The sequence below is a fragment of the Roseospira navarrensis genome (assembly GCF_009601025.1).
In the GTDB taxonomy this organism is placed as follows: Bacteria; Pseudomonadota; Alphaproteobacteria; order Rhodospirillales; family Rhodospirillaceae; genus Rhodospira; species Rhodospira navarrensis.
Map to the genome: position 1 here is coordinate 74310 of NZ_WIVE01000003.1, position 21256 is coordinate 95565.

The following is a 21256-nucleotide window of genomic DNA, read 5'->3' on the forward strand; positions in this document are numbered from 1 at the left end:
CGGATTGCGCCGTCGGCGCGAACCCGCCCTACTGGTCGCGACGGGGCGCGCGGAACAGCAGCGGCGGGGCGTCGGCGGGGGCCTCGCCCAGCGCGACTCCGAGCACATCACGGTCCCGGTCCCAGTCCTCGCCGCTGAGGCGCGGCCGACCGGCGCCGTCCAGCCAGGTGACGTCCCGCCGTCCCGTCTCGGGGTCCTCTGCGCCGGTGAAGAAGGCGGTCCGGCGCACGGCGGGCGTGGCCTTGCGCCACGCGATCAGGTCCCTGACCACGGCGAGGAACGCCCGGTCAGCCTTGCCCCAGTCGATCCAGGACAGCGGCCCGTCCTGGCAATAGGCGTTGTTGTTGCCGCGCTGGGTGTGGCCCAGTTCGTCGCCGGCCAGGATCATCGGCACACCCAGCGCAGCCATGAGCGCGGTCATCATGCCGGTGCGGCGGGCGTCGCGGCCCGCCACGATGGCCGGGTCGTCGCTGTCACCCTCGACACCCTCGTTCCACGACAGATTGTGTCCCGTGCCGTCGCGGTTGCCCTCGGCGTTGGCCTCGTTGTGCTTTCTGTCGTAGCTCACCAGGTCGCGCAGCGTGAAGCCGTCGTGGGCGGTCACGAAATTGACGCTGGCCTGGGGTGGGCGGCCCGAGGCCGCGAACGCCGCGCTGGACCCCGCCAGCACTCCCGCCAGATCGCCGGCGGAGCCGGTGCCGGCGAAAAACGACCGCACGGCATCGCGGAAATGATCGTTCCACTCGACCCAGGGCGCGGGGAAGGCGCCGGTCTGGTGGCCGTCATCACCGATGTCCCAGGGTTCGGCGATCAGCTTGACGCCCGACAGGACCGGGTCCTGGGCGATGGCCGCCAGGAACGGCCCGGTGGGATCGAACGGGCCGTGGTGCCGCGCCGGCGTGGGCGCCAGATCGAAGCGGAAGCCGTCCACCCCCATCTCGGTGACCCAGTGGCGCAGGCTGTCCATGACCAGCCGCAGGCAGAGCGGGTCCTCCAGCCGCAGCGTGTTGCCGCAGCCGCTGTCGTTGACGTAGCGCCGGCCGCCGTCCCGGGTGCGATAGAAGGTGCGGTTGCCCAGCCCGCGCAGGCTGAGCGTCTGGCCTTCCTCGTCGCTCTCGGCGGTGTGGTTGTAGACCACGTCCAGGATCACCTCGATCCCGGCGTCATGCAGGGCGGCGACCATGGCGCGGAAGTCGTCGGGCGTGCCGTAGCGCGGGTCCAGGGCCAGGAAGGCATACGGGTTGTAGCCCCAGTAGTTCGTCAGCCCGAGCGGCGGCAGGTGGCGCTCGTCCGAGAACGCGAACACCGGCAGCAGCTCCAGCGCCGTCACACCCAGGTCTTTCAGGTGGTCGATGATGGCGGGATGCGCCACGCCGCGCACCTTGCCCCGGTCGTCGGGCGGGATATCCGGATGCAGCATGGTCAGGCCCTTGACGTGGGCCTCGTACAGGATGGTCTCGGTCCAGGGCGTGCCCGGCCCGGGCGGGGGCGCCTTCGCCGGCTTCCGGGCCACGGCCTTGGGGACGAACGGCGCGCTGTCCCGCTCATCAAAGGTCATGTCGGCCCCCGGCGCGCCGCGCCGGAAGCCGAAGGTGGCGTCGTCCAGGGCGACGGCCCCGACCACCTCCCGCGCCCAGGGATCGACCAGCAGCTTGTGGGGGTTGTGGCGGTGACCCCGCGCCGGCTCATAGGGGCCGTGGACGCGCACCCCATACAGTTGCCCGTCCTTCAGCCCGGCCACGTGGCCGTGCCAGATGCCGCGCGGATCCCGCGCCGGCAGGGGAATGCGGGCCACCTCGGCCCCGTCCGGCGCGTCGAACAGGCACACCTCGACGGCGGTGGCGTCCGGGGCGGGGACCGCGAAGGCGATGCCCGCGCGGTCCACCGTCGCCCCCAGGGCGCCGGGCCGCCACGGCGTGACCGACCCGACCGTGCGGCGGCGCCGGGCGGCCATCCGCTCAGCCCTCCCCGGTCGGCTTCAGGATCACGGTCGCCAGCGGCGGCAGAGTCAGCAGCAGGCTCTGGGGGAACCCGTGCGCTTCCTGCGGCAGGGCCACCGCGCGATCGTTGGTCACGCCGGAGCCGCCGAAGCGGGCATCGTCGGAGTTCAGAATCTCCTCGTACCAGCCGGGCTGGGGCGCGCCGATGCGGTAGTCCTCGCGCACCATGGGCGTCAGGTTGCAGACCACCAGCACGAAGTCCGCATCCGGCTCCGCACTCTCCCGCCGGACATAGGCCACGACGCTGTTCTGGTAGTCGGTGCAGTCGATCCAGTAGAAGCCATCGCTCTCGCAGTCGTGACGGTGCAGCGCCGGCGCGTCCTGATACAGGGCGTTGAGGGCGGCAACCAGGTCCTGCATCTGCCGGTGATAGTCGATGTCGAGCAGGTGCCAGTCCAGGCTTGTCTGATAGTTCCACTCCCGCCCCTGGGCGAACTCGGTGCCCATGAACATCAGCTTCTTGCCGGGGTGGGTCCACATGTAGGTCAGATAGGCCCGCATGTTGGCGAACTGCTGCCAGCAGTCGCCCGGCATCCGGCCCAGGACGGAGCGCTTGCCGTGCACCACCTCGTCATGGGACAGCGGCAGCACGAAGTTCTCGTTGAAGGCATAGATCAGGCTGAACGTCAGTTCGTTGTGATGGTACTGACGATGAATCGGGTCCTCGCCGATGTAGCGCAGGGTGTCGTTCATCCAGCCCATGTTCCACTTGTAGCCGAATCCCAGCCCGCCCAGATACGTGGGCCGCGAGACCATCGGCCAGGCCGTGCTTTCCTCCGCCATGGTGATGGCGCCGGGGAAGTGGCCGTAGACCAGTTCGTTCATGCGGCGCAGGAAGTCGATGGCCTCCAGGTTCTCGCGCCCGCCGAACTTGTTGGGGATCCAGTCGTCGGCCTCGCGGCTGTAGTCCAGGTAGAGCATGGACGCCACGGCATCGACGCGCAGCCCGTCGATGTGGAACTTGTCCAGCCAGAACAGGGCGTTGGCCAGCAGGAAGTTGCGCACCTCGGTGCGGCCGTAGTTGTAGATCAGCGTGCCCCAGTCCTGGTGGCGGCCCTGGCGCGGGTCGGCGTGCTCGTACAGGTGCGTGCCGTCGAACCAGACCAGACCGTGCGCGTCCTCCGGGAAGTGGCCGGCGACCCAGTCCACGATGATACCGATGCCCTGCGCGTGGCAGCGGTCCACGAAATGGCGGAAGTCGTCCGGCGTGCCGAACCGGCTGGTGGGCGCGAACAGGCCGATGGGCTGATAGCCCCACGAGCCGTCGAACGGGTGTTCGTTGACCGGCAGCAGCTCGATGTGGGTGAAGCCCATGCGCTTGACGTAGGCCGGCAGAACCTCGGCCAGTTCGCGGTAGGTCATGGGGCGGGATTGGCCGGTCTCGGCGTCGATGACGTGCTTCCACGAGCCGATGTGGACCTCGTAGACCGAGATCGGCGCCTGACGGTCCACGGCCTGGGCGCGGCGGTCCATCCAGTCCTGGTCGGTCCAGGCGTAGTCACCCAGGTCCCAGACCACCGACGCCGTGGCCGGCGGCACCTCGGCATAGAAGGCATAGGGGTCCGCCTTCAGCGGCATCAGATTGCCGTCCGCACCCAGGATCTCGTACTTGTAGCGCGTGCCCTCCGGCACCTCCGGCAGGAAGATTTCCCACACGCCGCAGTTGGGATGCTTGCGCATGGTGTGCTGGCGGCCGTCCCAGCCGTTGAAGTCGCCCACCACGCTCACCCGGCGCGCGTTCGGGGCCCAGACCGTGAAGGCGACGCCGCGCACGCCGTCGTGGGTCGCCATGTGCGCGCCCATCTTCTCGTACAGCTTCAGGTGGGTGCCTTCGCCGATGAAGTAGGTGTCCAGTTCGCCCAGCACCGGCGGGAAGCTGTACGGGTCCCACAGGTCGACGGTCTGGTCCGCGCCGGTGACGCGCAGCTTGTACGGGAACGGCTCGGTGGCCTTGGGAAAGTCCGCGACGAACAGACCGGCTTCGTGGATGCGCGACGCGTCCGCAAGCACCGAGCCGCTGTTAGGATCGATGACGGAGACGGCCGTCGCCCAGGGCAACAGCGCGCGCACGCACCGCCCCTTGGCCTCGGCGCCGTCGGCGCACCCCGCGTGTTGGCCGAGGAACGCGAACGGGTCCCCGTGACGCGCCTCGACGATGGCACGGACGGGCTCGGCAATGGGACTGGTCAGCATGGGAACACGGTCTCCTGGTTGTTCGAGCCGGATGGGGGCGGCGTGCGGCCCCGGATCAGGTCGGGCCAGCGAACGACGTCAGACCTCGGGATGGCCCCCGGGGACGGGGAGACAAAACCGCGCGGGACGACGCGAGACTGACATGGTGGCCTGTCCGTCAGGCCTTTGCAAAAAGTGCGGGGCTGGCAGGGCGGGGCGCGACCGTCCAGGCGCCATCACCTGACCGGCCAACGCATGAGGCGCGGACGCGATCCCGGCCCGCCGTCCCGGCGGACATCGGGCCCGGCAGTCTGCGGCGGGCGCGGCGCCCCAACCCACAGCCACGGAGCCACGACAACGGGGCGCCCCCCATCCGTTTGAGGGTGGGGCGTTCCAGGACATCCGTCAAGGGACGCGGCGCGCGCACCATCGGGGAACCGGAGGTCGCCCAGCCGGCGGCCCCGACGCACCGGCGCGCCGTCAGACGTCTTCGGTCTTTTTGCGCCGGGTCGTGCGTTTGGGCTTGGGGGCGTCGCCCCCCTCCGCCGCCGCGGCGGCCTTGGTGGTCCGCTTGCGGGGCGCCTTGGCGGGCGCGGCCTCGCCGTCGGCCGATGTCTCCACCTTCTTGCGGGTGGTGCGGCGCTTCGGCTTTTCCTCGGCGACCTCGACCGGATCCATGGCCGCCGGGGCCGGCGCGCCGGTGTCCGCCGTCACCTCGGCCTGCGCGCGCGCCCAATGTTCGGCGTCGCGGCCGTGCGGCTTGCCTTCTTCCAGCCAGATCAGATACGCGCGGTGCCGGATCCGTTCCTCGACATCATGCTGCATGGACTTGCCTCGTGGCTCTTCGGGGGGACGAAGGGATGCGTCCGACGGGGGGACGTTGGACGCACCGGGACTGGGTTCAATTGGCGACGGAGATGGCCCCATCCGCCAAGGGCGCCTCGCGGGCACCCGCGATCCAACACGATCAAGATGAGGCACCGGGACACGATGCCAGGGCGGCACCGGCCTGGACAGGCCGACGTGCGGCGTTCCGGACCAAAGAGTGCAGTCCGCCGCCCCGTGGCATGCACTTCATCGATACGGGGAGTCTTATCCCGTCACGGCGTGGTCAATGCAACGCCAGAATGCGGAGCGCTCGCGCCTCGGTTTCGGGGCCGGCCCGGTATGGCGTTTCGGTCACAGTGGCGCGCGCCGCGCGACCGCCGGCGGCCCGGGGGCGAACCGCGACGAAACCGCATCGCCCCCGCCATTGATCCCTTGAAATCACCGGAAGCGTTGATTATTAAATCGGGACTGATTTGGTCCCGATTGATGGCCGGACGGCCGCGGCGTCGGGTTTGGTCAGATCGGCTTTCTCGGCAGGTAAGGCAGGTTCATGTTCCGGATCAACAAACTGACCGATTACGCCGTGGTGCTGCTGGTGGACATGGCGCGCACCAGCCGGGTCCGCGCGGCCCACGACATCGCGGCCGAGACCGGCGTCCCCGCCCCGACCGTGGCCAAGGTCATGAAGGCGCTGGTGAGGGGTGGCCTGGTGCGCTCCACGCGCGGGGCGAGCGGCGGTTACGGCCTGGCCCGCCCGGCGGAGCGGATCGCGGTCTCGGACATGATCGAAGCCCTGGAAGGCCCGATCGCCATGACCGCCTGCGTGGACAGCGCCGAGGACTGCTGCGAGCGCGAGGCCTATTGCCCCATGGCGGGGCACTGGAACCGGGTCAACGTGGCGGTGCGCACGGCCCTGGACGGCATCACCCTGGCCGACATGGCCAAGGATGCCATGCCGCCCGCTTGGATGACCCCGGTGGTCCCCCGACGGTCCGGCGCCGGCACGGGCGCGCAGACGGCCCCGGCGCCGATGGAACCCAACGTGTAAGACGGCTCCCCTGGGCGCGCTCCCCGGACCGCGCCCGGACCAGTGGACCGAGACAGCGGAGTGAAAGAACGATGGCGGCCACACAGGACACGATCGACCGGATCGCGGAAGCCTCGGGCACGTACAAGTACGGCTTCGTGACCGACATCGAATCGGACAAGGCGCCGAAAGGCCTGAACGAGGACACCATCCGCTTCATCTCGGCCAAGAAGGACGAGCCCGCGTGGATGCTGGATTGGCGCCTGAAGGCCTATCGGCACTGGCTGACCATGAAGGAGCCGGACTGGCAGAAGGTGGGCTATCCGCCCATCGACTACCAGGACGCCTACTATTACGCCGCGCCCAAAAGCAAGGACGACGCCCCCAAGAGCCTGGACGAGGTCGATCCCGAGTTGCTGCGCACCTACGAGAAGCTGGGCATCCCCCTGAAGGAACAGGAGATGCTCGCCGGTGTGGCCGTGGACGCGGTGTTCGACAGCGTGTCGGTCGCCACGACCTACAAGAAGAAGCTGGAGGAGATGGGCGTCATCTTCTGCCCGATCTCGGAGGCGGTCCACCGCTTCCCCGAGCTGGTGCAGAAGTATCTGGGTTCGGTCGTGCCCTACTCCGACAACTTCTTCGCCACGCTGAACTGCGCCGTGTTCACCGACGGCTCGTTCGTCTACGTGCCCAAGGGGCTGCGCTGCCCCATGGAGCTGTCCACGTACTTCCGCATCAACGAGCAGAACACGGGCCAGTTCGAGCGTACGCTCATCATCGCCGACGAGGGCAGCTACGTCAGCTATCTGGAGGGCTGCACCGCTCCCCAGCGCGACGATAACCAGTTGCATGCCGCCGTCGTCGAGTTGATCACGATGGACGACGCCGAGATCAAGTACTCGACGGTGCAGAACTGGTACCCGGGCGATTCGGAGGGCAAGGGCGGCATCTACAACTTCGTCACCAAGCGCGGCGCCTGCCGGGGCAAGAACTCCAAGATCTCCTGGACGCAGGTGGAGACCGGCTCGGCCGTGACCTGGAAGTACCCGTCGTGCATCCTGCAGGGCGACAACTCGGTGGGCGAGTTCTATTCCGTCGCCATCACCAACAACGCCCAGCAGGCCGACACCGGCACCAAGATGATCCACATCGGCAAGAACACGCGCTCGCGGATCATCTCCAAGGGCATCTCGGCCGGCCGCGCCGACCAGACCTATCGGGGCTTGGTGCGCATGCTGCCGAAGGCCGAGGGGGCGCGGAACCACACCCAGTGCGACAGCCTGCTGATCGGCGATCAGTGCGGCGCGCACACCGTACCCTATATCGAGAGCCGCAACCCCACCGCCCAGGTGGAGCACGAGGCGACCACCAGCCGCATCAGCGACGACCAGCTTTTCTACTGCCTCCAGCGGGGCATCCCGGAAGAAGACGCGGTCGCGCTCATCGTCAACGGCTTCTGCAAGGAGGTCTTGCAGACGCTGCCCATGGAATTCGCGGTCGAGGCCCAGAAGCTCGTCGGCATCAGTCTGGAGGGCAGCGTGGGCTGATCCGTCGCCCCGCGCCTTCCCTCGCGCCGAACGGCATTCGACCCGCACCCGCATGACAAGAACGGATCCGACCATGGCCCTGCTTGAAATCAAGGACCTGCACGCCACCGTCGAGGATGACGACGGCAATCCCAAGCCGATCCTCAAGGGGATCAGCCTGACCATCAACCCGGGCGAGATTCACGCCGTCATGGGGCCGAACGGCGCCGGCAAAAGCACGCTGTCGAACGTGATTTCCGGCCGCCCCGGCTACACCGTGACCGGCGGCACCGTCACCTACGATGGGCAGGACCTGCTGGAGATGGAAGCCGACGAGCGCGCCCGCGCCGGCATCTTCCTGGCCTTCCAGTACCCGGTGGAGATCCCGGGCGTGGCCACCGGCACGTTCCTGAAGACCGCCATCAACGCACGGCGCAAGGCCAACGGCGAACCCGAGATCGAGGCCGTGGACTTCCTCAAGATGATGAAGGCCAACGCGAAGAAGCTGGGTGTGGCCGACAGCATGCTGAAGCGGCCGGTCAACGTGGGCTTCTCGGGCGGCGAGAAGAAGCGCGCCGAGGTGCTCCAGATGGCCATGCTGGAACCGCGCCTGTGCGTGCTGGACGAGACCGATTCGGGCCTGGATATCGACGCCCTGCGCGTGGTCGCCGACGGCGTGAACGCGCTGCGGACGCCGGAGCGGGGCATGCTGGTCATCACGCACTACCAGCGGCTTCTCGACTACATCGTGCCGGACGTGGTCCACGTCCTCGCCGACGGCCGCATCGTGAAGAGCGGCGACAAGTCGCTGGCGCTGGAACTGGAAGCGAAGGGCTACGCCGAGTTCACCGGCGCGGCCGCCTGAGCGGGCGACACACTGCGAAAGAGGACAGCCCGAGCATGACGGACCTTGCCCCGACGATCCCCCTGATCTCCGACGGCATCGCGCCCGGCGCGGCCGACGAACCGGCATGGCTGGCCGATCTGCGCCGCGCCGGCCTGTCGGTCTACACCGAACGGGGCCTGCCCACGGTGAAGGTGGAGGCGTGGAAGTACACCAGCCTTGCGGGCCTGAAGAAGATCCCCTTCGTCCTGGACGACGGCCGCGCCCGCCTGCCCGACGGCGGCGACTCCGATGCGCTGGCCCTGGGGCCGGACGATGCGCTGCGCGTGACCCTGGTCAACGGCCGCCTCGCGGGTGTGCCGGCCGACCTGCCGGCCGGGGTGCGCATCGCCAGCCTCGCCCACCTGCTGGCCACCGAACCGTCCGTGGTGGAACCCCATCTGGGCCGGATCGCCGATCTGGCCGACGCCCCCATGGGCGCCCTGAACGCGGCGCTGATGGCGGACGGGCTGGTGGTGCTGGTGGCGCCGGGCACGGTGCTGGAGCGCCCGCTTCATGTGGTCTCCGTCAGCAACACACCGGACGGTCAGGCGCGTCACGGCCATCCGCGCCACCTGATCGTGCTGGGCGACGGGGCCCGGGCGACGCTGGTGGAAAGCCGCGTCTCCGCGCCGGGCGCGGCGGACAGCCTGTGCAACGCGGTCACCGAGATCGCGCTGGGCCGGGAGGCCCGCCTGTCGCACCTGCGCCACGTGGAGCGGGCGGATACCGCCGTGGACCTGGACCTGACCGAAGCCACGCTTGGCGAGGGGGCGACCTACGACACCTTCACGCTGACGCTCGGCGGGCGGCTGGTGCGCAACGAGGCCCGCGTGCGCCTGCGCGGCGGCGGCGCCTCGACCGCGCTCAAGGGTGCCTACGGCGCACGCGCGGGCCAGCACTTCGACACCACGCTGGTGGTGGATCACGCGGTGCCCGACGCCACCTCGGATCAGGTGTTCAAGGGCGTGGTGGACGCGGGCGGCAAGGCCGTGTTCCAGGGCAAGATCATCGTGCGCAAGGATGCCCAGCGCACCGACGGCAACCAGTTGCACAAGGCTATGTTGCTCGCGCGGGATGCCGAGGTCTACACCAAGCCCGAACTGGAGATTTACGCCGACGACGTCACGTGCTCCCACGGCGCCACGGTGGGCGAACTGGACCTGAACCAGCTCTTCTACCTGATGGCGCGCGGCATCCCCGAGGCGGACGCCCGGGCGCTGCTGGTGGAAGCCTTCCTGGACGACGTGGTGGAAGCGGTGCCCGAGGGTCCGCTGCGCGAGGCGTTCCTCGGCCGCGTGCGGGCGTGGCAGGCGCGCCGCCACGCGACCACCTGGGAGACATCATGACCATGGACACCGCGACCCTGACGCCCGACACGGCGCCGCCCCCGACCGCCCCGCCGGCCCCCTACGACGTGGAGGCGGTGCGCCGCGACTTCCCCATTCTGGGGGAGACGGTTCACGGCAAGCCGGTGGTCTATCTGGACACCGGCGCTTCGGCCCAGAAGCCCCGGCAGGTGCTGGACGCCATGGAGCGCCTGCAGACTCAGGCCTACGCCAACGTCCACCGGGGCACCTATCTGTTCTCGGCCGAAAGCACGCGCCTGTACGAGGCCGCGCGCGAAACCGTGCAGGCGTTCATCAACGCCGGCAGCGAGCGCGAGGTGGTGTTCACCGCCAACGCGACGGACGGGATCAATCTGGTGGCGCAGACCTGGGCGCGGGCCAACATCGGCGCCGGGGATGCCGTGCTCATCACCGAACTGGAGCACCACGCCAACATCGTGCCCTGGCAGATGCTGCGCGACGCCGTCGGCTGCGAGCTGCGCGTGGTGCCCGTCACCGAAGACGGCGCGCTCGACATGGCCGCCTTCGACCGGCTGCTGGATGAGACGGTCAAGCTGGTCGCGGTCTCGCACTGCTCCAACGTGCTGGGCACCATCCAGCCGGTGGCGGAGATCACCCGGCGCGCCCACGCCGTCGGCGCGCGCGTGCTGATCGACGGCAGCCAGGCCGTGGTGCACGGGCCGGTGGACGTGCGCGACATCGACTGCGACTTCTACGCCTTCACCGGCCACAAGCTCTATGGCCCGACCGGGATCGGCGTGCTGTACGGCAAGCTGGACCTGCTGGAGGCCATGCCGCCCTGGAAGGGCGGCGGCGACATGATCGAGTCGGTCAGCTTCGACAAGACCGTCTATGCCGCCCCGCCGGCCCGGTTCGAGGCCGGCACGCCCCCGATCGTCGAGGCGATCGGGCTGGCCGCCGCCATCGCGTACATGCGCGGCCTGGGCATGGACGCCATCGCGGCGCACGAGGGCGACCTGCTGCGCTACGCCATGCAGCGGCTGTCCTCGGTGGAGGGCCTGACCATCCACGGCACCGCGACACCGAAGGCCGCCGTGATCTCCTTCAGCATGGCGGGCATCCACCCGCAGGACCTGTCCATGCTGCTGGACCGCTCCGGCCTGTGCCTGCGCGCCGGCCATCACTGCGCCCAACCCCTGATGGAGATCCTGGGCGTGACCGGGACCACCCGGGCGTCGTTCGGGCTCTACAACACCCGCGCCGACGTGGATGCGCTGGTGTCCGCGCTGGACCGGGCGCGGGAGATCCTGGCGTAACCCTGCCGTCATGCGGGACCTGTCCTGACCATGACCAGTCCGATGTCTTGTTGAGGGAATGCAGAACCATGATGCCGCCCTATTCCATGCCCGCCTCCACCGAGCCGCCGCCCGAGGAAGGGTTCTCGGCGACGGCCGGATCGCCGCTGGCGGACGACGTCACGTCGGCCGACGAGGACGCGGTGATTGTCGCCCTGCGCTCCGTCTACGACCCGGAAATCCCGGTCAACATCTATGACCTGGGACTGATCTACGAGGTCGAGCCGAAAGGGCGCGGCAACTGGGACATCGTCATGACCCTGACCGCGCCGGCCTGTCCGGTGGCCGGCGAGTTGCCGGGCCAGGTGGCCGAGACCGTCGCCGCCACCGAGGGCGTGGGCGAAGTCACCGTCACCCTGACCTGGGACCCGCCGTGGACCCCGGCCAACATGTCGGAAATCGCCCAGGTCCAACTGGACATGTACTAGCAGCCTCCCCAAACACTCACCGGCCGGCTGCATTGACGGATCCAAGATGCCCAACCGCCCGAGATCCCTCGGCTCGCTTCGCTCGCTCGGGATGACGCACTGTTTTCAAGAAAACAAAAAACAAACGTCATCCTGAGCCGCCAGAGGCGGCGAAGGATCTCGAGAGAAGACATCCGATGGTTCGCCGCCACATCTGACGCGAGGCAAGGATCCAGCCGTTTTCCGCACCCTGATCGTGCGTCGTCTCCGTTTTCCGCCGAATCTTCTCTGGAGGTCCCGCCATGACCACCGCCACCGCCGAACCGACCGACGCCCGCCCCGCGCCGCCGCCGCCGATCTCGCTGACCGACGCGGCCGCCCGGCGGGTGAAGGACCTGATGGCGCGCGCCGGCAAGCCCGTGCTGGGCATCCGCGTGGGCGTCAAGAAAGCCGGCTGCTCCGGCATGCAGTACCAGGTTGAGTACGTCGAGGAAGCCCGCCCGTTTGAAGACGTGTTGGAGTCCAAGGGCGTTCGGGTCTACATTGACCCGATGGCGGTGATGTACCTGCTGGGCTCCGAAATGGACTACGAGGAGACGAAGATGCAAAGCGGCTTCGTCTTCCGCAATCCGAACGAGAAGAACCGCTGCGGCTGCGGCGAGAGCTTCTCGGTCTAGGAGGAGACCGCAGCACCTCCCGCCGGTTTGCATGGAGGGGGGCCATGACGCCGGTTGACCAGTACAGGCAGTTCGGCCTGCGCGAGCCCATCCGCATCCGGCCGGGCTGCATGTTCCATCTCATGCTGTGGGGCGGTCATGCCTTCCTGCTGACCGGCTCCCTGCTGGCCCTGGAAGAGGGCGGCGACTTCGAGGCCTTCATCGGCCTGTTCGGGCTGCTGTTCTTCGGCACCACCTTCGTCATCATGCTGGTGGCCCTGCTGCGCGGCGCGCGGCGTGGGACCGTGGAGATTTCACGGGACGGCATCTTCATGTCCCACATTGGCGTCGTGCTGCCCTGGTCCGACATCGGCCCGGCCTGGAGCCATCCCGTGCGCGTGCGCGGGATGGCGCTCACCGACGTCTGCTTCGTGGTCCGCAACGCCCGCGACCACATGACACGGATGGACGGCATCGGCCGCTTCCTGTTCACGATCTCCATGAAGCTCTCGCACTCCCGCAAGGGCGGCGCCATGCAGTGGGGCCTGCACGGGCTGCTGGCGCTGATGGATGCCGGCACCGGCATGCAGCGCCAGATGGGCGAGGCCCTGGAGCGCATGCGCGCCGCCGTGCTTGAGGATCCGGGCGCGATGGTGTTCAACGTGCCCATCGCGCTGCGCTTCGAACTGAAGGCCGACGATCTGGTCGCGCTGATGAACGCCGAGGTCGTCGCCCGCAATCCGGACCGGATGCCGACCGGATGACCCTCCGAGTCCCCCCTTTGCCGCGCCTGATCCCATGACCGAAGACCTGATCCGCCTGCCCGCCCGCGACGTGGTCCGCCTGCTGCGCCGGGGTACGGTCTCTCCGCTCGACCTGATCGACGCCGCGCTGGCCCGGCACGCCGCCGTCGATGGCGCGGTCAACGCCGTGCCCACCCTGTGCCCGGAGCGCGCCCGCGCCGCCGCCCGCCGCCTGATGGACGATCCGGGCGGCCTGGATGTCTCCGCGCCCGGCTGGCTGGCCGGGCTGCCCGTGCTCATCAAGGATCTGGTGGACGTGGCCGGGGTGCGCTCCACCCAGGGCTCGCCGCTGTTCGCCGATCATGTGCCGGACCGCTCGGACCTGTCGGTGGAGACCCTGGAGCGGCGCGGCGCCATCGTGCTCGGCAAGACCAACACACCGGAGTTCGGCGCCGGCGCCAACACCTTCAACCCCGTGTTCGGCGCCACCCGCAATCCGCACGACACCCGCCTGACCTGCGGCGGCTCGTCCGGCGGGGCCGCCGTGGCGCTGGCGACCGGCATGGCGTGGCTGGCGACGGGCTCGGATATGGGCGGGTCGCTGCGCATTCCGGCGGCGTTCTGCGGGGTGGTGGGCCTGCGCCCCAGCCCCGGACGGGTGGCGCGCGGGCCGGTGCCCGACCCCTGGTGTCCGCTGTCGGTGGAAGGCCCCATGGCCCGCGACGTGGCGGACTGCGCCCTGTTGCTGGACGCCCAGACCGGGGCGGCCGCCGGCGATCCGCTGGCGCTGGAGGGCCCCGCCCTGCCCTTCCTCGCCGCCGCCGAGCGCCCGCAGGCGCCCGCGCGGGTGGGCTGGAGCCCGGACCTGGGGCTATGGCCCGTCGATCCCGAAATCCGCGCCGTGTGCGAGGCCGCCGTGCGCCGGTTCGAGGACGCCGGCACGGTCGTCGAGGCCGCCGGCCCCGATTTCACCGGCGCGCTCGACGTGTTCCACGCCCTGCGCGCGGGCGCGTTCGTGGCCAGACTGGGGCCGCTGCTGGAGACGGTCCGCGACCAACTCAAGCCCGACGTGATCTGGAACATCGAACGGGGCATGGCCCAGACCCAGGCGGATCTGGCGGCGGCGTGGCGCGGCCGCGCGGCGCTGACGGCCCGGGTCGCCGCGTTCTTCGAGACCTACGACCTGCTCGCCTGCCCCACCACCAGCGTGCCGCCGTTCCCCGTCGAACAGCGTTTCGTGGAGGCTGTGGGCGATAATCGGTTCGCCAACTACGTGGACTGGCTGGGGATCACCTACACCCTGACCCTGACCGGCTGCCCGGTGCTGTCGATCCCGGTCGGGACCACGGCCGTCGGATTGCCGGTGGGCCTGCAACTGATGGCCCGCCCCCGGGCCGAGGCGGCCCTGATCTCCGCCGCGGCCCTGCTTGAGGGCCTGCTGAACCGCCCCAGCGTCCCGATCACGCCTCGGGGCGAACAGGCCATCCGCGATCACTCACACGGCAGCGCGTAACCCTGCTCGGACAGGGCCTCGCGAATGCGCGCGAAGATCTCGCCGGTCGGCATGTCCTGATCCCACGCCTCCGACGGCCGCTTGCCTTCCGTTCCGACGATCACGGCCAGCACGTGCGGCGGGCATCCGCTGTAGACGGTGTCAGCCTCCTCACGCCGAATGGCCCCTCGGCCGAGCTGTGCGCAGTATTCCGCGGCGCGGCCGGTCCGTTCCACCGCGCGCACCGCATCGCCCACTGAAATCCTGATGACTGAAGACATGGCCCCTTGCCCTGATCCATCCTGGTGTCCGCCCGATCCCTCGACATATCCTGGATGCTACCATAACGACGGCAGACACGGAGGCGCGCATCGGCAATAGCCCCCCCCTTGCCGAAAGGCATAGACGAAAGAGACATCCTGCGCGTTCGATACACGCAAATCGAGACCAAGGATCACACGACTCCCGTCTCGATCAGGCGGCGGAGAGTCCCGCCCAGCCGGTAGGACAGGTCGTGCGGGTGGATGGCCACACGCAGCGGCGTCCTACAGAACCGGGCGTGCTCCCGGTTCAGCGTGTTCCAGACCCGCACGGGGCCCGCGCGCCAGACGGTGTCGGCCTCGAACCCGATCATGGGGACCGGATGCCAGCGGCCCGAGCGGCCATCGATGAAACCCGTGAACACCTCGTAGCGGGCGAACGGCAGCGCCGCCAGATCCCGGCGGGGAATCGCGCCCAGCGCCCAGGCGGGCGGCACGTAGAGGTCCGACACCGGCAGGTCGTGCGCCCCGAACCACGCATGGCAGCGGTCGATCAGGTCCGCGATCCCGTCCGCGTCCAGCGCCAGATGCTCGGCCACGTCGCGCGAGAGCAGCAGGCTGTGCAGGCGGTGCTTCAGCCCCCGCACGCGATCCACGCGATGGCGCCAGCCGTGCCCGGCCAAGCGATGGCCGGCGTCCGCCCAGCCCTGGAGCGTGCGGATCTGGTCCGGCCGCCAGTCCAGCCCCGGCACGACCAGCAGATCCACCGGCCCCGCCCCATGGCGATCCAGCACCGCCAGCAGGTCGCCCACGGGCTCCAGGGTGCCCGGCATGACGTCGTGAATGGACAGGATCGGAAAAGCGGCCCGCTCAGCCATGGCGGGTCGCGGGCGTGGGCGCACCCAGCACATCCAGCCAGCCCCGCAGGGCGGAGGCGTTCATCTCGCGGGCCCCTTCGGCGCCCAGGACCGCCTTGCGGTGGCGGATGGCGCTGTCCAGGCTCGCCACCCGGGCCAGGGCCTCGGCCACCGTCTCGCCGTCGCCGATGCGGAACAGCGCCCGGTCGAGCAGCGGCCATTCCGTGATCCCGCAATGGGTGGAGACCAGAACGGTCCGGCCCCGGGCCAGGGCCTCCAGCGCGATCGTGCCGAGCGATTCCACGTGCGATGGCAGTACCAGGACATCATGGGCGTCCATCACCCCCGGCAGGTCGCCGCGCGGCGCCCAGCCCGGCAGGGTGACGTTGGGCAGCCCCGCCGCCTGGGCCTCCAGCCGCGCCCGCTCCGGGCCGTCGCCGACGATGGTGAAGGCGATGTCCGGCAGCGCGCGGGCGGCGTCCATGACCGCGTCCACGTTCTTCTCGGGCGCGAGGCGACCCGCGAACAGCACCCGGCAGATCGGCCCCGAAACCGGGGTTACGGGTGGATCGATGAACACCCGAGGGATCGGGGTCCCCATCAGCCCCACGGTCGCCGCGCCCATATCCTTCGCCGCATCCGCCATCGCGTGCGAGTTGGCCAGGATCACGTCGCCCCGCTCGAACAGGAAGCGGTTGGCCATGCGCATGTAGGAGCGCGGAATCACGCCCAGCGCCGTGCGCCAGTACAGATCGGCGAGCCGCTCGTAGTGGGTATGGAACCCGACCACCAGCCGCGCCCCCAGCCCCCCGGCGAGGCGAGCGCCGAGCAGGCCCCACGGTCCCGGCGTCGGCACGATGATGGCGTGGGGCCGCAGGTCCTGAATCCGGCGCCGCACGGTGAGCGGGTTGGGAAGCTGCAGGGTCTGGGTGGAATCGCCGGGCAGCGGGAACGTGCCCCCCCGCAGGGTGTGTCCCTTGCCGGGTCCCAGCACTTCCAGCGCGGCCACATGGTCGCGCAGGTGCTCCGCGAGGTCGGCATAGTACGCGCCGACCCCGTTGCGCTCAGGCTCGGCGTCGGACACGATCGCGACGCGGAGCCTGTCCGCCGGCCAGGGCCCCAGGGGACCAGAGATGTCGGGCATGGTCAGGCGCTCCCGTATCCGTCGGCGACCGCCGCCACGGTCTTGGCGTCCAGGCCGAAATCGCGCGCATCATAGCGGTGCCCGGAACGATAGGCCCGGGCCTCCCGGGCCGCCGCCTCAAGACCCCGCGCGAACTCAGGGGCCAGCGGCAGACCCAGCGTCCGATAGGCGGTCTCCACCGAGCCTTGCAGATCGGTCTTGAGGGCCCGCATGTCCAGCACCACGTGGTCCGGGCCGCCCGGGGCCGGCAGAACGCGGTCCAGATTGGCGTAGTAGAACGCCAGCACATCGGTCATGCGGGCCGGGAAGACCCGGCCGTCCGGATCGCTGTCGAACAGCCGCACACCGCCCTGGATCGAGGACAGTTGCGAGGGCACGACCTGCTCGGGCGCCCTGTGACAGCGGATGAACCGGGCGTCGGGGAAGGTCTCCCGCAGCGCGCCGGCCAGACCGGCGAAGGCCGCGTTCTTGGAGAGCAGACGGCGGTCCAGCCCATGCACGTACAGGTGACGTTGCAGCAGGGCGCGATACGCCGCCATCAGACGGCGGCGCCGCGCCGGCGGCATGTCACGGTCGGCCGTTGCAAGCTGCCAGATCGGTTCGGCCCCCGGAACCGGCACCACCAGGATGAAGCAGGCCATCACCGGCAGGAGGGCAAGGTAGTCCTCTTCCGGGGCGTCCAGCGCAGTGGCGTGGACGGCATCAAGCGCCCCGAACAGCCGGCGCTCGACCACGCCCAGCAGGCGGCCCAGGGGGCGCCCGATGCGCCGGTCCGCCGCCGCCAGTCCGCGCACGATCCGGCGTTGCAGGATCGACGGGGCCAGCAGGCATTCCCAGGTCGAAAAGGTGGTCAGCGCCGGGTCCCGGGCCAGGGTGCGATGCGCCAGGGTGGTGCCGCTGCGCGGCACGCCCAGGATGAACACGGGGGCCCGCACGGGCACGCGCCGGAACCGCGGGAACAGCAGATGATCGAGGGCGAGGCAGAGGCCGTGCACCGCCTGGACGGCGGTGAACAGGGGCAGCAGCGCCAGCAGCACCGCGACGCGACGCACGGAGGGCGCCCGGCGCCCGGGGGGCGGCCGCCAAGCCGCGCCGATCAGGCTGCCATACCGGGTCAGACTGTCCCAAAGCAGCGCGATCACCTCAGGCTCCTCAACAGGCTCTCGATGATGGGTGGTCACGGGCGTCGACCCCGGGCCCGACCGGCCCCGACGCCGTCCGCCGACACCGCCCGTCGGCCCGGTGAGACGTCCCGATCCTCTCATCTACCTAAGGGCCCGATCCCCGGACCGCAAATGACGGTTTGACGACAGCGCGCGCCCTGCGGCTCCGGACTACGGCAGCAGCGGCGACCACGCCGGGTCCGAGGCCGCCGTGGGGGTCTGCACGGCCCGCTCGTTGAAGCCCGTCAGGTCCACGCTGTACAGCCGGGCCCCGCCGCCCCCGGGCTGCTCGCGGAAGAACATGAGCACGCGGCCGTTGGGCGCCCAGGTCGGCCCCTCCACCAGATAGCCCTCGGCCAGAATCCGTTCCCCGTTGCCGTCCGGCTTCATGACGCCGATGAAGAACCGCCCGCCCTTCATCTTGGTGAAGGCGATCAGGTCGCCGCGCGGCGACCACACCGGCGTTGCATATCGGCCGTCGCCGAAGCTGATCCGGTTGGCGGGACCACCGGAAGCGCTCATCACATAGATCTGCTGCGCGCCGCCCCGGTCGCTGTTGAACGTGATCTGGGAGCCGTCGGGCGAGAACGACGGCGACGTGTCGATGGCCGGGTTTGCGGTCAACTGCTGGGACTGCCGGGTGCGCAGGTCCATGATGTACAGGTCGGTGTTGCCGCCGTCGGCCATGCTCATGACCACCCGGTTGCCGTCGGGCGAGAAGCGCGGCGCGAAGGTCATGCCGGGGAAGTCGCCGAGCAGCTCGCGCCGGCCGGTGTCGATGTTGAACAGGTACACCCGGGGCACGCCCTGATAGTAGGACATGTAGGTGATTTCCTGCGCCGTGGGCGAGAAGCGCGGCGTCAGGACCAGCGCCTGCCCGTCGGTCAGGTAGCGGTTGTTGGCCCCGTCCTGGTCCATGATGGCCAGACGCTTGGTGCGGTCCGTGGCCGGCCCGGTCTCGGCGATGTAGACGATGCGGGTGTCGAAGTACCCTTCCTCGCCGGTCAGCGCCTTGTAGATCTCGTCGGCCACCATGTGGGCCGCGCGGCGCCAGTTGGCGGGCTCGGTGACGATCTGCGAGCCCACGAGCTGCTGGCCCGCGAACACGTCCCACAGCCGGAAGCCGACCTGAAGCCGGCCGTCCGGCAGGACCTGCGTCTGCCCCTGCACCAGCGCCTGGGCGTTCAGGGCGCGCCAGTCCTCGAACCGGGGCCGGGTGTCCAGCGTCGGCAGGCTCTGGATGAAGGCCGCCGGATCGAGCGGGCGGAACAGCCCGGAGCCGCGCAGGTCGTTGGTGATGACCGCCGCCACCTCCCGGCCGCGCTGGGCGCCTGCGGGGTCGCGTCCCGGGAAGTCGGGGATGGCGATGGGCAACGGGTCCTGGCGGCCGCCGGTGATGTCGATCCGCACCTGGGCCGCCGCCGGCCCGTGGGGCAGCAGCAGGGCCAGGGCCACCAGGACCGTGGCGACCATCGTCAGCGCGGCGGCAAGACGCGGGGAAACCGGACGAAGACGGGGGCGAACGGAACGCATGGCTTGGACCTCGTGTCCCTGAAAGATGGCACCGGGGCGGGTCATCCCGGCCGGGAGTGTAGTCGATCCTTGATGCCCAAGGAATGGGGCATCACTGGGGCGCGGGGGGGGGGGACTTGCGCGTGGGCGCGCGCCTCATCCCTTCACCGCGCCCGCCGTCAGGCCCGAGACGATCCAGCGCTGGAACGCCAGCACCAGCACGATCATGGGCACGGTCACGATCACCGAGGCCGCCATGATCCGCCCCCAGGGCAACTCGTGCTGGCTGGCGCCCGAGATCAGCGCGATGGCCACCGGCACGGTGCGCGTCTCGGCCGTCAGGGTGAATGTGAGGGCGAACAGGAACTCGTTCCAGGCCACAATGAACGCAAGCAGGCCCGTGCTCACCAGGGCCGGCCACAACAGCGGCAGGAACACCCGGCCGATGACGGTCAGGGGGCCGCAGCCGTCCATCAGGGCGGCCTCTTCCAGCTCCTTCGGGATCTGGCGCAGGAAGGTGGTCAGCATCCACACCGTGAACGGCAGCGTGAGCATCAGATAGCTCAGCCCCAGCCCGGCGAGCGAGTTGTAAAGGCCCAGGGAGCGGATCAGCAGGAACATGCCCGACAGGACGGCCACCTGCGGGAACATGGAGACCGACAGCACCGTCCCAAGCAGCAGGCCCCGGCCTCGGAACGACACGCGGGCGAGCGCGAACGCGGCCGTGACCGCCAGCGCCAGCGAGACGGCGACCACGGCCCCGGCGACGGCGATGGAATTCGCGATGTTGCGGGCGAAGGGCTGGTCCCGGAACACGGCCGCGTAATTCGCAAGGGCCGCTTCGTCGGGCCACAGGCCGGGCGTGAACAGGCCGCCGCCACCCTCCAGGCTGGTCATGACCGCGTACAGCAGCGGCCCGACCGAGACCGCCACGATCAGGGCCACCACCGCAGCAAATCCCACCGATCCCGGTCGCGGGGCGGTCATGGCCGGGCCTCCGCCATACGGGCGCGCCCGGCGGTCAGCACCATGACCGCCACCAGGGCGATCACCAGCACCACCAGCGTCGCCGCCGCCGAGCCGGTGCCGGCGGACTGGAAGTCGATCAACTCCCGCCGGGCATAGACCGACATGGTCATGGTTGCGGGGCTGTTGGCGGTCAGCACATAGACCAGATCGAACACGCGCAGCGCATCCAGCGTCCGGAACACCACCGCCACCACCAGCGCCGGCCGGATCAGCGGCAGCGTGACCCGGACAAACACCCGCACGGGGTGGATGCCGTCCACGCGGGCGGCTTCGTAGATGTCGCGGGGCAGCATCTCCAGCGCGGCCAGCACCAGAAGGGCCATGAACGGCGTGGTCTTCCAGACGTCCACCAGGATCACCGAGACCATGGACAGCACCGGATCGGCGGTCCAGGCCAGCGGTTGGGCGATCAGGCCCAGGTCCAGCAGCACCGCGTTCACGACGCCGAACTGGTCGTTGAGCATCCAGGCCCACATCTTGGCCGAAACCACGGTGGGGATGGCCCAGGGCACCAGCACGGAGGCGCGCACCCAGGCGCGGCCGGGAAAGCGTCGGTGCAGGACCAGCGCGACCATCACCCCCAGCACGGTCTCCAGGCTGACGGAGACGCCCGCGAAGACCAGCGTATTGCCGACCGAGCGCCACCACTGGGGATCGACCAGCACGCCGAAGGCCTGCCCGCCGAAGACGGCGTAGTAGTTCTCCCAGCCGACGAAGTCGGCCCCCGCGCCCGCCCCGGCCAGCGAGGCGTCGGTGAACCCCAGCCAGATGGTGCGGCCCAGCGGCCAGGCGGCGACGCACAGCAGCACCAGGGCCATGGGCGCGATCAGCGCCCAGGCCTCCCGCACCCGCCGGGCGTGCAGGGGCGCCCTGCCGGCCCCGGCCATCACGG

At 69.9% G+C, this 21256-nt stretch carries 19 protein-coding genes; 9 read left to right on the forward strand and 10 right to left on the reverse strand.

The features are described 5' to 3' along the window. Positions 1-28: 28 nt before the first annotated feature. From glgX to GHC57_RS02435, 3 genes are all read right to left on the reverse strand, one after another. Positions 29-1954, reverse strand: coding sequence for a glycogen debranching protein GlgX (gene glgX / locus GHC57_RS02425; protein ID WP_153340789.1), 1926 nt, complete (start codon positions 1952-1954; stop codon positions 29-31). Positions 1955-1958: 4 nt separating this feature from the next. After that, positions 1959-4193: a 1,4-alpha-glucan branching protein GlgB gene (gene glgB / locus GHC57_RS02430; protein WP_153340791.1), complete on the reverse strand. Its 2235-nt coding sequence runs from the start codon at positions 4191-4193 to the stop codon at positions 1959-1961. Between the two features lie 459 nt (positions 4194-4652). Then, complete coding sequence (locus GHC57_RS02435; protein WP_153340793.1) at positions 4653-4997, reverse strand: DUF2934 domain-containing protein; 345 nt, start codon at positions 4995-4997, stop codon at positions 4653-4655. A gap of 553 nt (positions 4998-5550) precedes the next feature. Between GHC57_RS02435 and GHC57_RS02440 the strand changes: the two genes are divergently transcribed. The 9 genes from GHC57_RS02440 (at position 5551) to GHC57_RS02475 (ending at position 14420) form a co-directional block, all read left to right on the forward strand. Next, positions 5551-6048, forward strand: a complete 498-nt coding sequence (locus tag GHC57_RS02440) for an SUF system Fe-S cluster assembly regulator (protein WP_153340795.1) — start codon at positions 5551-5553, stop codon at positions 6046-6048. A 71-nt stretch (positions 6049-6119) separates the two neighbouring features. After that, positions 6120-7574 carry a Fe-S cluster assembly protein SufB gene (gene sufB, locus GHC57_RS02445; RefSeq protein WP_153340797.1) on the forward strand — a complete coding sequence of 485 codons (1455 nt, stop codon included), beginning with the start codon at positions 6120-6122 and terminating at the stop codon, positions 7572-7574. Between the two features lie 73 nt (positions 7575-7647). Continuing rightward, a complete protein-coding gene (sufC, locus tag GHC57_RS02450) occupies positions 7648-8418 on the forward strand; it encodes a Fe-S cluster assembly ATPase SufC (RefSeq protein WP_153340799.1) in 771 nt (256 codons plus the stop codon). A gap of 35 nt (positions 8419-8453) precedes the next feature. Next, on the forward strand, positions 8454-9785 hold the full coding sequence (sufD, locus tag GHC57_RS19765; RefSeq protein ID WP_246152084.1) for a Fe-S cluster assembly protein SufD: 1332 nt from the start codon (positions 8454-8456) through the stop codon (positions 9783-9785). 2 nt (positions 9786-9787) lie between these two features. Beyond that, positions 9788-11062: an aminotransferase class V-fold PLP-dependent enzyme gene (locus tag GHC57_RS19770; protein WP_246152090.1), complete on the forward strand. Its 1275-nt coding sequence runs from the start codon at positions 9788-9790 to the stop codon at positions 11060-11062. Positions 11063-11130: 68 nt separating this feature from the next. Further along, a complete protein-coding gene (locus GHC57_RS02460) occupies positions 11131-11529 on the forward strand; it encodes a DUF59 domain-containing protein (protein ID WP_153340801.1) in 399 nt (132 codons plus the stop codon). A 281-nt stretch (positions 11530-11810) separates the two neighbouring features. Further along, positions 11811-12185, forward strand: a complete 375-nt coding sequence (locus GHC57_RS02465; protein WP_153340803.1) for a HesB/IscA family protein — start codon at positions 11811-11813, stop codon at positions 12183-12185. 44 nt (positions 12186-12229) lie between these two features. Continuing rightward, entirely contained in the window at positions 12230-12928 is a 699-nt protein-coding gene (locus GHC57_RS02470) for a hypothetical protein (RefSeq protein WP_153340805.1), read from the forward strand. Between the two features lie 34 nt (positions 12929-12962). After that, positions 12963-14420, forward strand: coding sequence for an amidase (locus GHC57_RS02475; protein ID WP_153340807.1), 1458 nt, complete (start codon positions 12963-12965; stop codon positions 14418-14420). On the opposite strand, the gene GHC57_RS02480 is transcribed toward GHC57_RS02475, so the two are convergent. From GHC57_RS02480 to GHC57_RS02510, 7 genes are all read right to left on the reverse strand, one after another. Further along, complete coding sequence (locus GHC57_RS02480) at positions 14399-14680, reverse strand: hypothetical protein (protein WP_153340809.1); 282 nt, start codon at positions 14678-14680, stop codon at positions 14399-14401. The two genes, GHC57_RS02475 and GHC57_RS02480, sit on opposite strands and share 22 nt — an antisense overlap. A gap of 173 nt (positions 14681-14853) precedes the next feature. Next, positions 14854-15537 carry a polysaccharide deacetylase family protein gene (locus tag GHC57_RS02485; protein ID WP_153340811.1) on the reverse strand — a complete coding sequence of 228 codons (684 nt, stop codon included), beginning with the start codon at positions 15535-15537 and terminating at the stop codon, positions 14854-14856. Further along, complete coding sequence (locus GHC57_RS02490) at positions 15530-16660, reverse strand: glycosyltransferase (RefSeq protein ID WP_153340813.1); 1131 nt, start codon at positions 16658-16660, stop codon at positions 15530-15532. The genes GHC57_RS02485 and GHC57_RS02490 overlap by 8 nt, the downstream gene beginning before the upstream one ends. A 2-nt stretch (positions 16661-16662) precedes the next feature. Further along, the gene (locus GHC57_RS02495) at positions 16663-17802 is read right to left on the reverse strand and encodes a sulfotransferase (protein WP_170294635.1); all 1140 of its coding nucleotides are present in this window, start codon (positions 17800-17802) and stop codon (positions 16663-16665) included. A 192-nt stretch (positions 17803-17994) separates the two neighbouring features. Continuing rightward, on the reverse strand, positions 17995-19296 hold the full coding sequence (gene tolB / locus GHC57_RS02500; RefSeq protein ID WP_153340861.1) for a Tol-Pal system beta propeller repeat protein TolB: 1302 nt from the start codon (positions 19294-19296) through the stop codon (positions 17995-17997). Between the two features lie 195 nt (positions 19297-19491). Beyond that, positions 19492-20322, reverse strand: a complete 831-nt coding sequence (locus GHC57_RS02505; RefSeq protein WP_153340817.1) for a carbohydrate ABC transporter permease — start codon at positions 20320-20322, stop codon at positions 19492-19494. Then, positions 20319-21251 carry a carbohydrate ABC transporter permease gene (locus GHC57_RS02510; RefSeq protein ID WP_153340819.1) on the reverse strand — a complete coding sequence of 311 codons (933 nt, stop codon included), beginning with the start codon at positions 21249-21251 and terminating at the stop codon, positions 20319-20321. Before GHC57_RS02510 ends, GHC57_RS02505 begins: the two co-directional genes overlap by 4 nt. Positions 21252-21256 lie beyond the last annotated feature (5 nt).